Origin of the sequence: Acidovorax sp. 1608163 (genome assembly GCF_003669015.1) — a bacterium.
In the GTDB taxonomy this organism is placed as follows: Bacteria; Pseudomonadota; Gammaproteobacteria; order Burkholderiales; family Burkholderiaceae_C; genus Acidovorax.
On sequence record NZ_CP033069.1, the window covers coordinates 3,056,458 to 3,070,779 of the forward strand.

Below are 14,322 nucleotides of genomic sequence, written 5' to 3' on the forward strand. Positions count from 1 at the left end.
CGCTGCCAAGCGCTGCAGCAGCGTGCAACTACAATGCCGCCCCTGCCCTGTAGACCCGGCCCCGCGCCCGCACACCATGAACATCGTTGTCAACGAAGAACTCAAAGCCTATATCGACCCCCTGACCCCTGACGAGCACGATGCGCTGGAGCGCAGCATCTTGGCCGAGGGCTGCCGGGACGCCCTGGTGCTGTGGGGCGATGTGCTGGTGGACGGACACAACCGCTACGGCATTTGCCAAAAACACAGCCTGCCTTTTCAGACGGTGCAAAACACCCACTTCCAGTCGATGGAAGACGTGCACCTGTGGATGATTGACCAGCACCTGGGCCGCCGCAGCGTGTCGGACTTTCAGCGCGGCGTGCTGGCACTGCGCAAGCGCGAAATTGTGGCCGACCGCCGTGCGCGCGCTGCGGCCGCCTTTGTGGCCAGCGCCCCGGCTGAAGAATCCCAAGCCGAGGCGGATCCGTCTACCGATGCGGCCACCGCCGCCACCAGCGTAGCCCCTGCCGAAGACCTGAGCAGCCGCGAAGCCATCGCCCGTGCTGCACGCCTGAGCAGCAGCCAGGTGGTGATGATCGAGAAAATCCAGAAGCAGGCAGCGCCCGAGCTGGTGGCCGCCGTCAAGTCCGGCACCATCTCGCTCAATGCCGCTGCCGCTGTGGCCACGCTGCCCGCCGAAGAACAAGTGGCCGCCGCCGTGGCAGGCAAGGACGAACTGAAGCAAGCCGCCAAACGCGTGCGCGAAGCCAAGCGCAAGACCCGCGAAGAGACGCCTGTGAAGGCCGCCGATGAGGCCGCAGCCCCCAGTGACACCCCCGCCGCAGATGAACTGCAAACCCTGCGGGCCCGCGTGGCCGAGCTGACCGCAGAGAACGAAGCACTGCGCCAGCAGCTGGCCCAACTGCGCGGGTCTGATGCGCCATCCACAGGGGACGACGGGCAACCGTTTTAAGGCAGCACCCGGTTTTTTGACGCCGGGGTCAGAGGGCTTAGCTCAGCGAGCGCCGCAGCGCGCTGAGCCGGTCTGCCACCATGTCCACATCCAGCCCGTCTTCAGCATGGGCGAGGTAGGCCTCCAGGTCCACCACGGCTTCTTTGGCGTGGCCCAGCTCGGCGTGGGCCAAGCCCCGGTCGCGCCGCTCACCCCAGGTCTGGGGGGACAGCACGATCAAGCGGTCCAGCACTGCCGTCAGGCGCTGCCAGTCTTGCTGGGCCCGGTGCCCTTCCTTGAGGTTGCGCAGCATGCGGGCAATGATGTCGCGCGGTGTGGCGGCCTGCAAATACAGGCCCAGCGGCACGTCGTAGTCGTCCACCAGCCCACTTTGGCGCTTGTAGGGCTCCAGCCGCTCTGACAGGTCTTCGCGGCTGAGCGATTGGCCGTTGGTGGGGTCCATCACCACCTGCCCCTTGGGCAGCAGCACCTTCACCATGAAGTGCCCCGGAAACCCCACCCCACGCACATGCAGGCCCAGCCCCTGGGCCAGCTCCATCCACAGCACCGCCAGGCTGATCGGGATGCCCCGGCGCGTGCGCAGCACCGCATTCAGGTAGCTGTTTTCGGGGTCGTAGTAGTTGTTGACGTTGCCCGCAAAGCCCAGGTCCGAAAAAAAGAACTGGTTGAGCATGTGCAGCCGCTGCAGCGCGGGTGCATCGACCGCCAGTCGCCTGCCGATGCGGGCCTGCATCTGGTCCACATCGCCCAGCAGTTGCTGCACGTCCAGCTCGGGGTATTCATCCTGGGCAATGCTGGCGGCTGCTTCGAGCAGGGGGAAGTGCTCATCGCTTTGCACCAGGCACGCGAAATATTCCAATGACGAGGGGACGGTGTAGCTCAGGGACATGGCAGATTTTGAGAACGAGCGGGCCGCAGCGTCAAGGCGCAAAACCCATGGATTCACCCGGCATTTCGGCGGTCCTGGCCTGGCCCTGGCAGCACCACCGGCCAGGGGCCAGGAGCCATCAGCGCCGCAGCATTTGCCGCAGCTTGAGGCCTGCAGCCCACAGCGCGCCAAAGTACAAAGCCGCCGCGGCCGCCATCAACCCCGCCAGCAACAGCACCCGCTGGGCACTGTGGGCACGCAAGGCCACCCAGTCGAAATAGTGCGAGCCCCAGGCCAGCAAAATGGCCAGCAAGGCGCTGGCGGCCACCACCTGCAAGGCAAAGCGTGCCCAGCCCGGTTGCGGCTGGTAGCTGCCCTTGCGGATCAAGCCGATCAACAGCCACAAGGCGTTGACCAAGGCGCCCAGGCCAATGGACAGCGCCAGCCCGGCATGGTCGATGAGCGGCACCAGCACGGCATTCAGGATTTGGGTAATGACCAGCACCGCGATGGCGATCTTGACCGGCGTGCGCACATCCTGGCTGGCGTAGTAGCCCGGCGCCAGCACCTTGATGGCCACCAGCCCCAACAGGCCCGCGCCATACCCCGCCAGTGCCACGGCAATCTGCCCCACATCGCCATCGGCCAACTTGCCGTAATGGAACAAGGTGGCCACCAGCGGCTTGGAGAATGTGAGCAACGCCACCGCGCAGGGCACAGCCAGCAGCACCACAATGCGTAGCCCCCAGTCCATCATGGCCGAGTATTTGGCTGCATCGCCCGCTGCTTTGGCCGCCGTGAGCTGCGGTGTCAGCACCACCCCCAGCGCCACGCCCAACAGCGCCGTCGGGAACTCCATCAACCGGTCGGCATAAAAAAGCCAGGTGACGCTGCCCGGAGCCAGGTACGAGGCGATTTGGGTGTTGATCATCAATGACACCTGCGCCACGCCCACGCCCAGCAAGATGGGCGCCATCAGCGCCAGCACGCGACGCACGCCCGGCTCGGCCCAGGCCGCCCGAATGGCGCCCCACGTCACGCCAATGCGCGGCATGAGCCCCATGCGCAGCAGCACCGGGATCTGCACCCCCAGTTGCAGAATGCCACCCAGCATCACCCCACCGGCCATGGCAAAGATGGGCTCGATGCCACGCGCCTCCAACTGCGGCGCCCCCAACCAGGCGGCGGCAATCATGCAAACGTTGAGCAGCACCGGCGAAGCGGCGGGCACCGCAAAGTGCTTCCAGGTATTGAGGATGCCGGCAGCCAGCGCCACCATGGACATGAAGCCGATGTAGGGGAACATCCAGCGCGTCATCAACACGGCGGCGTCAAAGGCCTCGGGGCTTTGGCGCATGCCACTGGCCAGCGCCCACACCAGCAGCGGCGCGCCCAGCACGCCCACCACACAGGTCAGCAGCAGCACCCAGGCTAGCACGGTGGCCACGGCGGCCATCAGCCGGCGGGTGGCTTCTTCGCCCTCTTTGGCCTTGGTGGTGGCCAGCACGGGCACAAAGGCCTGCGCAAACGCACCCTCGGCAAACAAGCGGCGAAACAGGTTGGGAATGCGGAAGGCGACGTTGAAGGCGTCCGTGAGGGCGCTGGCACCAAACAGGGACGCCATGAGCAGGTCGCGCGCCAGGCCCGTCACGCGGGAGGCCAGGGTCAGCAGGGATACGGTGGAGGCGGCTTTGAACAGTGACACCGCCGGGAGTGTATTCGCTGCGCGCAGCCCTGGCCACGCAGCTGGCGCCCTTGTTGCGCTCGCTTACGTCCACCAGGCCAACGCCTATCTGGCGCCCTACCGGATGGGGCAATGGTGAAAGCCCAAGGCGGGGTCTGTGCCACCCCTACAGCCAAGCGGCACAACCGGGGCTGACCCACTGTGGCTCGGGTGGGCTATAATCGTCGGCTTTGCTGGCATCATCCTCAGACTCAAGGAACTTAAATCATGGCATCCGCTAAACCAAAGAAAAAGAACCCACGCCTGGCGTCGGGCCGCAAGCGCGTCCGTCAGGACGTCAAGATCAACGCAGCCAACACATCGCTGCGTTCCAAATACCGCACCGCTGTCAAGAACGTCGAAAAGGCTGTTCTGGCTGGCGACAAGGTGAAGGCTGCTGAAGCTTTCGCCAAGGCACAAAGCGTGGTCGATACCGTTGCCGACAAGGGCATCTTCCACAAGAACAAGGCAGCTCGCGATAAGAGCCGCCTGGCAGCCAAGGTGAAAGCCCTGGCACTGGCCGCCTGACCCACTTCAGGCAAACAGCACGGGTAGCCTCCGCTGCCCGCCGTTTGTAACGGGTGCGCTGTCAGCAAACATCAAAACCGCCTTCGGGCGGTTTTTTTGTGCCCGCAATGTATGCCCCCCAGCCAGCACGCCGCAAGCGCACGACCTCACAGCGCCCGGCTTGCGCAGCGCGACCGGCCTGGGCGCAAACCCGCCGCACCCAAGCAACGGGCAAAGCAATTCAAGCCAAGGCACAAGAAAACGGGGGCGTAAAAAAAGGCCTGTCAGGCCTTCGGGGTGGGGGCATCGGGAAGCAAGCACGCTTCAGCCACCTGCAGGTTGTTGTCCCTGGCAAAGTTGAGCACAAAGTCCCAGGCCATGGGCTCATGGTCGCGCAGGTCGCGGTGCACCACCACGCACTTGACGCCGTTGAGCGTGGTGGGGATGCACCAGGGCGAATAGCTCAGGTGGCTGCCCGGCCGCGAGCCTCCGGGGCGAAACTGGCTCATGACGCCAGCCAACCGCTCGGCCCAGTCGCTGGGCCTGAAGGTTTTCCCGTCATGGGTAATGCCCTGGATGAAGACTTCTTTTGTGGAGGGGGAAACCATCGGGGTCGCTTGGGTAAGTGGCAGCTCACCGCAGTGTTGCTACGGCCCCGCATTCTAACTCTTATATAAGAGCTAACCCGGTATTCCCAGTGGGTCGTCGGGTAACGCATTGCAGTGATGCGCAATTGTCAACAGCCAGCCATGGCTCTCCCCCTAGAATCGTGCTTCGTTTTTCGGGTTGAAGACCCTGTATCTGGTCTCTTACCGACCTATCGCGGGCCACAAGCCCAACCCTTTTTTGCACCGTCTGGAGATCTCTGCATGACCGCTTTCATTGAGGCAGCCTCGCCCCACGTAATGAACACCTATGGCCGCGTACCGATTGCGCTGGCTCGCGGTCAGGGCAGCCGAGTCTGGGACGTGAACGGCAAGGAGTACTTGGACGCGCTGGGCGGCATTGCCGTGAACACGCTGGGCCACAACCACCCCAAGCTGGTGCCCGCGCTGCAAGACCAGATCACCAAGCTCATCCACACCTCCAACTACTACCACTCGCCCCTACAAGAGGCGCTGGCAGCCAAGCTGGTGGAGCGCTCGGGCATGACCAACGTGTTCTTCTGCAACTCGGGCCTGGAGGCCAACGAGGCCGCCATCAAGATCGCGCGCAAGTACGGCGTGGACAAGGGCATTGCCAAGCCCGAGATCGTGGTCTACGAAAAGGCCTTCCATGGCCGCTCGATCGCCACTATGTCGGCCACGGGCAACCCCAAGATCTACAGCGGCTTTGGCCCGCTGGTCGAAGGTTTTGTGCGCGTACCGCTCAACGACATCGAAGCCATCAAGAAGGCCACCGAAGGCAACCCCAATGTGGTCGCGGTGTTCTTTGAAACCATTCAGGGCGAAGGCGGCGTGAACCCCACCCGCGTGGAATACCTGCAGCAGCTGCGCGCCCTGTGCGACGAGCGCGGCTGGCTCATGATGATTGACGAAGTGCAGTGCGGCATGGGCCGCACCGGCAAGTGGTTTGCCCACCAGTGGGCGGGCATCGTGCCTGACGTGATGCCCCTGGCCAAGGGCCTGGGCTCGGGCGTGCCGATTGGCGCCGTGGTGGCGGGCCCCAAGGCCGCCAACGTGCTGCAGCCCGGCAACCATGGCACCACCTTTGGCGGCAACCAGCTGGCCATGCGTGCGGGCAACGAAACCATCCGCATCATGGAAGAAGACGGCCTGCTGCAAAACGCAGCGACCGTGGGTGCCCACCTGAAGGCAGCGCTGGAGCGCGAACTGGGCAGCCTGAGCGGCGTGAAGGAAATCCGCGGCCAGGGCCTGATGCTGGGCATTGAGCTGAACAAGCCCTGCGGCGCCCTCACCGGCCGCGCAGCCGAAGCGGGCCTGCTGATCAGCGTGACGGCCGACAGCGTCATCCGCCTGGTGCCCTCGCTGATCCTCACCGTGGCCGAGGCCGACGAAATCGTGGCCAAGCTCACCCCTCTGGTCAAAGCCATCCTGGCCGAATAAACCTTGCAGGGCACGCCACGGCGTGCCCTTTTTTGCCCATGAAACACTATCTGCAGTTCACCGACCTCACCGCTGACGAATACGCTTACCTGTTCGAGCGCGCAGCGATCATCAAGAAAAAGTTCAAGTCGTACGAGAAGCATCACCCGCTGGTTGACCGCACGCTGGCCATGATTTTTGAAAAGGCCAGCACCCGCACCCGCGTGAGCTTTGAGGCGGGCATGTACCAGCTGGGCGGCAGCGTGGTGCACCTGACCACCGGCGACAGCCAACTGGGCCGCGCCGAGCCGATTGAAGACAGCGCCAAGGTCATCAGTCGCATGACCGACCTGGTGATGATCCGCACCTACGAGCAGACCAAACTAGAGCGCTTTGCCGCGCACTCGCGCGTGCCGGTCATCAATGGGCTGACCAACGAATACCACCCTTGCCAGATCCTTGCCGACATCTTCACCTACATCGAACACCGTGGCTCCATCGCAGGCAAGACGGTGGCCTGGGTGGGCGACGGCAACAACATGGCCAACACCTGGCTGCAGGCCGCTGCGCTGCTGGGCTTCAAGGTCAACGTGAGCACCCCTCGCGGCTACGAGATTGATGAAAAATTGGCCTCTGGCGCACACGGAGTAAGCGCTAGCAGCTATCAGTTCTATAGCAACCCACTCGAAGCCTGCAAAGGCGCTGACCTGGTCACCACCGATGTGTGGACCAGCATGGGCTACGAGGCTGAAAACGAGGCCCGCAAAAAGGCCTTTGCCGACTGGTGCGTGGACGCCGAAATGATGGCCGCCGCCCAGCCCGACGCCCTGTTCATGCACTGCCTGCCCGCGCACCGGGGCGAAGAAGTGGAAGCCGATGTGATCGACGGCCCGCAATCGGTGGTGTGGGATGAGGCAGAAAACAGGATGCACGTGCAAAAGGCACTCATGGAGTACCTTTTGCTCGGCCGCGTGGCATGAAATGCAACGCGGTGGCGCGACAGCGCCAGCAGACTGTTTCGGTGCAGGCTCATTTCCGCAACGCGGACGTGAAGCCGCCGCAGGCTGCGGGCCGAAGCCAAAACAGGATGCACGTGCAAAAAGCACTCATGGAGTACCTTTTGCTCGGCCGCATGGCGTAACGCCAAAGCGGGATGTTCCACCGCAGCACCACTGATACCGACGCGCTGCTGGCGCAATGGGAGGCCCTGGGCACTGCTCTGGGCTGCCCTGCCAACGCGTGGATGAAAGAAGGCCAGCACCTGCTGCGCAGCTGGCAGCGCTGGCCCCGGGCGTACCACAACGCATCGCACCTGCAGGCCTGCCTGGACCACTGGCAGACGGTGCAAAACGAACTGCCCGGCGCGCTGGAACAACCCCACGCCGTGGCGCTGGCCCTGTGGTTTCACGACGCGGTGTATTGGCCCTGGAGCGCCCACAACGAGGCACGCAGCGCACAGTGGGCCTCGCGCTTCCTCAGCGGCCAGCCCTTGCCGCCCAGCTTGGTGCGCACCGTGCACGAACACATCATGGCCACATGCCACAACCCGGGCGTGCTGCAGGGCGACGCCACTTGGGTGGTGGACATTGACCTGGCCGTGCTGGGCCAAAGCGATGCGGTGTACCGCCAGTTTGAGCGCAACGTGCGCAAGGAATATTTCTTTGTGCGCTGGCCACGCTACGTGGCCGGACGCAGTGCGGTGCTACAGGGCTTTCTGGACCGGCCGCGCATTTACCACAACGAGTGGTTTTTCTACCGCCACGAAGCACAGGCACGCGCCAACATGCGCAATGCTTTGGATGCGCTGAAAGCAGGGCAAATTTACGCGTAGCTGCAACGCTGACGCTGGGAAAGGCCACGCTTTAACGCGGACTCCAAACCACCGCCACAAGGGCTGCAGATGGCTGCGCCCCATACACAGCGCCCGTCAAAACCGCTCGCGGCCCTCGGCAGGGTGTACCGTCACACTGGGTGCCGCAGACGACGAACATCCTCCGCAGCTGCTGCAGCCGCCTCCGCCGCCACTGCCACACCCAGCGCTTTGCGCCATGGCCGGGTGCACTCGGCCCAGCTTTTTGCGCAGCCCGGCGGGCAGCCAGCGCCACACCATGTAGGCGGCGGCCAGCGCCACGATCAAGCCGGTGATCCATTGTTGCCACATCACGCGCCACCTCCCAGGGCCAAAGCGATTCGGTAGGTCACGAAACTGGCCGCATAGGCCAGGCTGAAGAGGTACACCACCATCAGCAGCGGGTAGCGCCAGCTGTTGGTCTCGCGCCGCACTGCGGCGATGGTGGAGATGCACTGCGGCGCAAACACAAACCACACCAGCAACGACAGCGCCGTAGCCAAAGACCAGCTCTGCGCGATCAGTGGGCCCAGCTGGCTGGCCACCTCTTCACCGGTGACCGACAACGCATACACCGTGCCCAGGGCGCCTACCGCCACCTCGCGTGCGGCCATGCCGGGCACCAGGGCGATGGCGATCTGCCAGTTGAAACCGATGGGAGCCACCAGCACCTCCAGCAAGCGCCCCAGCTGGCCTGCAAAGCTGTAGGTGATGGCCGCTTCGGTAGCGCCTTCGGGTGGCGCCGGGTAAGTGGACAGGAACCACAGCAATACCGTGACGGCCAGGATGATGCCGCCCACGCGCTTGATGAAAATCATCGCCCGCTCGTACAACCCATGCAGCAGGCTGCGCACGCTGGGCCAGCGGTAGGCGGGCAGCTCCATCAGCAGCTGAGGGGGCCGCTGGTCAGAGCGTGCCAACTTGGCCACACCGGCCACAGCCATCGCGCTGGCGATACCGCCCACGTAGAGCGCAAACAACACCACGCCCTGCAGGTTGAACAGGCCAGCCACCGTGCGCTCAGGGATGAAGGCGCCGATCAGCAGTGCATACACCGGCAACCGGGCCGAGCAGGTCATGAGCGGCGCAATCATGATGGTGACCAGCCGATCGCGCCAGTGGGTGATGGAGCGCGTGGCCATCACGCCCGGCACAGCGCAGGCAAAGCTCGACAACAGCGGGATGAACGAACGGCCCGACAGCCCCACGGTGCCCATTACACGGTCCAGCAAGAAGGCGGCACGCGGCAGGTAGCCCGAGTCTTCGAGCGCCAGGATGAACAGAAACAGCGTCAGGATTTGCGGCAAGAACACCAGCACGCCCCCGGCCCCGGCCACCACGCCGTCCACCAACAGGCTGCGCAGCGGCCCATCGGCCATGTGCTCCTGGATGAGAGCCGAAGTCCACTCGACCCCCGCCTTGATCCAATCGGTAGGCACCGTGGCCCAGGTGAACACGGCCTGGAACATCAAGAACAGCGTGGTCAGCAGCAGCAGCATGCCCCACACGGGATGCAGCACCACAGCATCAATCCGGTCATCCGCCCGCAGGCTGGTGGCCGGGGAGCGCACCGCCAGCTCCATCAGTCGGTGCACCTGCTGGTGGGTGCGGATGACCTGGGTCTGCGCATCCAGCGCAGAAGCATCCAGCGCCACCGCCTCCTGGGCGGGTACCTGCGGCGCCTTCAGCGCCTGTGCAGCGGGCGAATCGAGCCAGCTCAGCAGCTCGCTGGCACCATCGCCGCGCACGCCCACAGTGGCCAGAACCGGCATGCCCAGCTCGCGCGACAGCACCTCGCGGTCGATCTGAATGCCCTGGCGCTCGGCCATGTCGCTCATGTTCAGCACCAGCACCATGGGCAGGCCCAGGGCCCGCGCCTCCAGCACCAGGCGCAGGTTCAGCCGCAGATGGGTGGCATCGGTCACGCACACCAGCAGGTCGGGCAAGGCCTCGCCAGGGCGGCGGCCCCGCACGATGTCGCGGGTGATGGCTTCGTCCAGGCTGTGCGCGTGCAGGCTGTAGGCACCGGGCAAATCCAGCACCCGCACCTTGCGGCCACTGGTCGTGTGCAGCACGCCTTCTTTGCGCTCCACCGTCACGCCCGCGTAGTTGGCCACCTTTTGGCGGGCACCGGTCAGCAGGTTGAACAGCGCCGTCTTGCCGCAATTGGGGTTGCCCAGCAGGGCCACGCGCATCAACTCACCCGCCGGGGTGGCTGCGCCTGCGCCCATGTTCACCGCCGCGCTCATGCCAACACCTGCACTTGCACCATGGCCGCCTCTTGCTGGCGCAGGGCAAACGTGGCCTGCCCCACCCGCACGGCAAGGGGATTGCCCCCCCACGCCCCCCGGGCCAGCACTTGCACGGCCTCACCGGGCACAAAGCCGATCTCCAGCAAGCGCAGCAAGGTGCTGTGCTCACGCCCATCGCGCGCAGGCACCAGCCCGGTCACCAACGCAGGGGTGCGGACTTTGAGCCCGTCCAGGCCCAAAGCAGCAGAGGGGAACGCCGAAGCCGCCGTCGGTGTGGCGGCCTGCGTGCTGGGGTGCAGGGCGGCGGCGGCACCCTCGTGCATTGTTTTCATGGGGGTCAATCTTTACGCAAATGAGTTTGGTTCTCATTTTACAAAATGAGTTCCGCTGGCACTTGATTCAAATCAGAGCGGCCTCGCTGGCCTGAGCACCCGGACAAGGCTCTCAAAAATGTAGATATCGCTACTTCATTGCAAGGCTTGTGACACCAATTTAAGCTTGCGCCATGCATCGCCCTTCTCACTCATGGTTGGCCTTGGTCGTCAGCCTCCCCTCGGCAAGCGCTACGGTGCGCATGCGGATTTGGCGTGCCGTCAAGGCACTGGGCTGCGCCGCATTGCGCGACGGCGCCTACTTGCTGCCCGCACAAGCAGAGCAAGCTGCACAGCTTCAACCGCTGGCCGACGAGGCTTTGCAAGAAGGGGGACAGGCCTGGCTGCTGCAGGTGCAAGCAACCCACATGGCCGAGCAAGCCGCCTACCAAACGTTGTTTGATCGGACGGCCGACTACACCCCCTGGCTGGACGAGTTGGCGCAAGCCCGCCAGCTTTTGCCCACGCTGGTGGGTGCCGAGCTTCAGCGCTTGCAGCGCCGATATGCGCGCACCTACGAGGCGATCCGCAAGATCGACTTCTTTCCGGGCGAAGCCTCCATCCGGGCCGAAGCCCAGTGGCGCGACTTCGCCAACGCCGTGGAGGCCTTGCAGTCCCCCGGCGAGCCTCAGACCACAGCGGGCCGTATTGCACGGCGTGACCGCATGCAATACCAAGGGCGGCTCTGGGCGACGCGCCGCCATCTCTGGGTCGATCGCGTGGCCAGCGCCTGGCTCATTCAGCGCTTCATCGACCCCAGCGCGCGCTTTGTGTGGCTGAACGCCATCACAGACTGCCCTGCGGATGCACTGGGCTTTGACTTCGACGGTGCTACGTTTTCGCATGTGGGTGAGCGGGTGACGTTTGAGGTGCTGCTGGCGAGCTTTGGCCTGGACGGTGATCGCGGCCTGCTGCGCCTGGGGGCCATGGTGCATGCCCTGGATGTGGGGGGCGCAACCACGCCCGAAGCGGGTGGCTTCGAAGCCGTGCTGGCCGGTGCACGCAAGCGCTGGCCGGACGACGACGCCCTGTTGGCCGATGTGGGCGGGGTGCTGGACTCGCTCCATGCGCATTTCTCTACTCACCGCAAACCGTAGCACCTCACCACCTCAGGAATGAACATGAACGATCTCAAGGTAACGGCAGCGCCGGACGCCAGCGCTGCAAGTGCTCCTGTCTACACGCTGTGGCAACTGGTGCTGTACATGCTGCGCCTGGGCACGCTGGGCTTTGGTGGCCCCGTGGCACTGGTCGGCTACATGTACCGCGATCTGGTGGAGCAACGCGGCTGGATTTCGGATGCCGACTACAAGGAGGGCATGGCCCTGGCCCAGCTCATGCCAGGCCCTTTGGCTGCGCAGCTGGCCATCTACCTCGGCTACGTGCATTTCCGCCTGTGGGGCGCCACGCTGGTCGGCGTGGCGTTTGTGCTGCCGTCTTTTGCGATGGTGTTGGCACTGGGGGCTGCCTACAAAGCCTACGGCGGCATCTCCTGGATGCAGGCAGTTTTCTATGGCGTGGGCGCCTCCGTCATCGGCATCATTGCCTTGAGTGCCTACAAGCTCACGACCAAGAGCGTGGGCAAGGACAGGCTGCTCGGGGCCATCTACCTGGTCAGCGCGGGCGTAACCATTGCCACCCAATCCGAAGTGATCTGGGTCTTTCTCGGCGCGGGGCTGTTGGTGTGGGCCGTGCGCGGCCCATTGAAGCGAGCTGGCGGGCGGCTGCACAGCATGGCATGGGCAGCCCCCATGGCCGGGGCACTCAGCCTGGACCACCTCGACTGGCAAAAGCTCGGGCAGATTGCCGCGTACTTCACCTACGCGGGGGCATTCGTCTTTGGCAGCGGTTTGGCCATCGTGCCGTTCCTCTACGGCGGGGTGGTCAAAGAGTACGCATGGCTGACCGATCGCCAGTTCGTGGACGCCGTGGCCGTGGCCATGATCACCCCAGGCCCGGTCGTCATCACCACGGGGTTCATTGGCTTTTTGACCAGCGGCTTTGGGGGCGCCGTCGTCGCGGCAGCAGCGACTTTTCTGCCCTGTTATCTGCTCACAGTGATCCCGGCGCCGTACTTCAAAAAGCATGGCAAGCACCCTGGTGTGGTGGCGTTTGTGGATGGCGTGACTGCCGCTGCCGTGGGTGCTATTGCGGGGGCGGTGGTGGTACTGGGCCAGCGGTCCATCGTGGACCTGCCCACCGCTGCGCTGTTTCTTGCCACCACGGCGGTGCTGTGGCGGTTCAAGAAGCTGCCCGAGCCTGTCGTGGTGCTGGCCGCCGCGCTGGTGGGCCTGATCGTCTACCCACTGATTTCCCGAGTCTGACCCTGCCCCCTGAAGGAGCGCCCCGTGAACTACACCACTCGTCCACTCACACTGGACCCCGACCAACTCACCGGGCTGTCGAATCGACTGATCACCAGCCACTACGAGAACAACTACGCTGGCGCCGTCAAGCGCCTGAACGCCATCCGCAGCGAACTCGCAGTGCTGGACTGGAGCACAGCTGCCACCTTCACCGTCAACGGCCTCAAGCGCGAGGAATTGATCGCGGCCAACTCGGCGTTCCTGCACGAGCTGTACTTCGACAACCTGGGGGGCAATGGTGTGCTGCCATCTTGCGGCCTCTCCATTGCGCTCACGCGTGACTTTGGCTCCGTGGAGGCGTGGCGCAGCCAGTTCACGGGGCTGGCCAAGGCCATGGGCGGTGGATCGGGATGGGCCTTGCTGTCCTGGTCTTCCCGCGAAAGCCGCCTCATCAACCACTGGGCGGCAGACCACACGCACCTTCTGGCGGGCGCCACGCCGGTGCTGGCACTGGACATGTACGAGCACGCCTACCACCTGGACTTTGGCGCCAAGGCAGGCGCCTATGTGGATGCGTTCATGGCCAACATTCAGTGGGACAAGGTCTACAAGCGCTACGGCGCTGCTGTCGAGGCGGATGCGTTGGCGTTTGGCATCGACACGGGCGGTGCATTGGATGGTGTGCAGGGCAAGCTCGATGTGAGGCGCGAGGAGGACTATGTACAGAGCCCGCAGGTCATTGCCGGGGCATCGTGGCGCGACCCGTCGCGCGTGCACGAGTGGAGCCAGGAACTCGATGCATCGAAGCCGGTTCTGCTGTACTGCCTACGCGGCAAGGACATCGGGCGCTCAACGGTCCTTACTTTGCGTGCACGCGGCCTGGATGCACGCTACCTCGTGGGTGGCATCGAGGCCTGGCAAGCCGCTGGCCTGCCTCTGGAAACACCAGGAAGTGCCACATGAAATGGGTCACCCGCGAACGCCCGAAGATCGACCGCATCGCCTGCCCCTGGCTGATCGCCCGGTTCATCGACAAGGCACCTGAGTTTCTCTACGTGCCTGCGGCCTCCGTGCTTCGGGTGGCCCAAGACACAGGTGCGATCCCCTACGACGTGCCCGGCGTGGAAATGACCCACGACGGTGACCTTTGCAGCTTCGACGCCTTTCTCAAAAAATACGGCCTCACCGAGCCCGCACTGCAGCAACTGGCCGTGATCGTGCGGGGGGCGGACACCTCCCGACTGGACTTGGCGCCACAGTCTGCGGGCCTGTACGCGCTGTCGCTCGGTCTGTCCCAGACCTTCCGCGATGACCACGAAATGCTGGGGCACGGCATGGTGATGTACGACGCGCTGTATGCGTGGTGCCAGTCGTGCCAGGCCGAGACCCACCACTGGCCCCCAAGCATGGCGACATGACCCGCTGTGGCCCGCCCTGACACGGCAG

16 protein-coding genes are annotated in these 14,322 nt (G+C 64.5%); 10 read left to right on the plus strand and 6 right to left on the minus strand.

What is annotated here, in order from left to right; translation table 11 throughout:
• Window positions 1-76 precede the first annotated feature (76 nt).
• Window positions 77-955: a plasmid replication/partition related protein gene (locus tag EAG14_RS13550; RefSeq protein ID WP_121729181.1), complete on the plus strand. Its 879-nt coding sequence runs from the start codon at window positions 77-79 to the stop codon at window positions 953-955.
• A gap of 37 nt (window positions 956-992) precedes the next feature.
• On the opposite strand, the gene EAG14_RS13555 is transcribed toward EAG14_RS13550, so the two are convergent.
• Together EAG14_RS13555 and murJ are read right to left on the minus strand one after the other, a co-directional pair.
• A complete protein-coding gene (locus tag EAG14_RS13555) occupies window positions 993-1,844 on the minus strand; it encodes a SirB1 family protein (RefSeq protein ID WP_121729182.1) in 852 nt (283 codons plus the stop codon).
• A gap of 118 nt (window positions 1,845-1,962) precedes the next feature.
• On the minus strand, window positions 1,963-3,528 hold the full coding sequence (gene murJ, locus EAG14_RS13560) for a murein biosynthesis integral membrane protein MurJ (RefSeq protein ID WP_121729183.1): 1,566 nt from the start codon (window positions 3,526-3,528) through the stop codon (window positions 1,963-1,965).
• 246 nt (window positions 3,529-3,774) lie between these two features.
• Between murJ and rpsT the strand changes: the two genes are divergently transcribed.
• Window positions 3,775-4,074 carry a 30S ribosomal protein S20 gene (gene rpsT, locus EAG14_RS13565; protein ID WP_044398144.1) on the plus strand — a complete coding sequence of 100 codons (300 nt, stop codon included), beginning with the start codon at window positions 3,775-3,777 and terminating at the stop codon, window positions 4,072-4,074.
• A 263-nt stretch (window positions 4,075-4,337) separates the two neighbouring features.
• On the opposite strand, the gene EAG14_RS13570 is transcribed toward rpsT, so the two are convergent.
• Window positions 4,338-4,661 carry a DUF3579 domain-containing protein gene (locus tag EAG14_RS13570; protein ID WP_099654944.1) on the minus strand — a complete coding sequence of 108 codons (324 nt, stop codon included), beginning with the start codon at window positions 4,659-4,661 and terminating at the stop codon, window positions 4,338-4,340.
• A gap of 261 nt (window positions 4,662-4,922) precedes the next feature.
• On the opposite strand from EAG14_RS13570, the gene EAG14_RS13575 reads away from it, so the two are divergent.
• The 4 genes from EAG14_RS13575 to EAG14_RS13585 are packed head-to-tail and all read left to right on the plus strand — an operon-like array spanning window position 4,923 to window position 7,929.
• A complete protein-coding gene (locus EAG14_RS13575) occupies window positions 4,923-6,119 on the plus strand; it encodes an aspartate aminotransferase family protein (protein ID WP_099740710.1) in 1,197 nt (398 codons plus the stop codon).
• 38 nt (window positions 6,120-6,157) lie between these two features.
• Window positions 6,158-7,078, plus strand: a complete 921-nt coding sequence (argF, locus tag EAG14_RS13580; protein ID WP_121729184.1) for an ornithine carbamoyltransferase — start codon at window positions 6,158-6,160, stop codon at window positions 7,076-7,078.
• Entirely contained in the window at window positions 7,075-7,239 is a 165-nt protein-coding gene (locus tag EAG14_RS22865; RefSeq protein ID WP_162996002.1) for a hypothetical protein, read from the plus strand. The genes argF and EAG14_RS22865 overlap by 4 nt, the downstream gene beginning before the upstream one ends.
• A 12-nt stretch (window positions 7,240-7,251) precedes the next feature.
• Window positions 7,252-7,929: a hypothetical protein gene (locus tag EAG14_RS13585; RefSeq protein WP_121729185.1), complete on the plus strand. Its 678-nt coding sequence runs from the start codon at window positions 7,252-7,254 to the stop codon at window positions 7,927-7,929.
• Window positions 7,930-8,025: 96 nt separating this feature from the next.
• On the opposite strand, the gene EAG14_RS13590 is transcribed toward EAG14_RS13585, so the two are convergent.
• The 3 genes from EAG14_RS13590 to EAG14_RS13600 are packed head-to-tail and all read right to left on the minus strand — an operon-like array spanning window position 8,026 to window position 10,531.
• Window positions 8,026-8,259 (minus strand): hypothetical protein, encoded by a 234-nt coding sequence (locus tag EAG14_RS13590; RefSeq protein ID WP_099654940.1) that lies wholly within the window; start codon window positions 8,257-8,259, stop codon window positions 8,026-8,028.
• Window positions 8,259-10,196: a ferrous iron transporter B gene (locus tag EAG14_RS13595; RefSeq protein ID WP_371414350.1), complete on the minus strand. Its 1,938-nt coding sequence runs from the start codon at window positions 10,194-10,196 to the stop codon at window positions 8,259-8,261. The genes EAG14_RS13590 and EAG14_RS13595 overlap by 1 nt, the downstream gene beginning before the upstream one ends.
• Entirely contained in the window at window positions 10,193-10,531 is a 339-nt protein-coding gene (locus EAG14_RS13600; RefSeq protein ID WP_121729186.1) for a FeoA family protein, read from the minus strand. Before EAG14_RS13600 ends, EAG14_RS13595 begins: the two co-directional genes overlap by 4 nt.
• A 173-nt stretch (window positions 10,532-10,704) precedes the next feature.
• On the opposite strand from EAG14_RS13600, the gene EAG14_RS13605 reads away from it, so the two are divergent.
• From EAG14_RS13605 to EAG14_RS13620, 4 genes are read left to right on the plus strand one after another with little or no spacing between them, the layout of a single operon-like run.
• Window positions 10,705-11,667 carry a chromate resistance protein ChrB domain-containing protein gene (locus EAG14_RS13605; protein ID WP_121729187.1) on the plus strand — a complete coding sequence of 321 codons (963 nt, stop codon included), beginning with the start codon at window positions 10,705-10,707 and terminating at the stop codon, window positions 11,665-11,667.
• Window positions 11,668-11,691: 24 nt separating this feature from the next.
• Entirely contained in the window at window positions 11,692-12,894 is a 1,203-nt protein-coding gene (locus tag EAG14_RS13610) for a chromate transporter (RefSeq protein ID WP_121730477.1), read from the plus strand.
• A 24-nt stretch (window positions 12,895-12,918) separates the two neighbouring features.
• Window positions 12,919-13,839 (plus strand): Fe-Mn family superoxide dismutase, encoded by a 921-nt coding sequence (locus EAG14_RS13615; RefSeq protein ID WP_121729188.1) that lies wholly within the window; start codon window positions 12,919-12,921, stop codon window positions 13,837-13,839.
• Window positions 13,836-14,294: a chromate resistance protein ChrB domain-containing protein gene (locus EAG14_RS13620; protein WP_121729189.1), complete on the plus strand. Its 459-nt coding sequence runs from the start codon at window positions 13,836-13,838 to the stop codon at window positions 14,292-14,294. Before EAG14_RS13615 ends, EAG14_RS13620 begins: the two co-directional genes overlap by 4 nt.
• Window positions 14,295-14,322 lie beyond the last annotated feature (28 nt).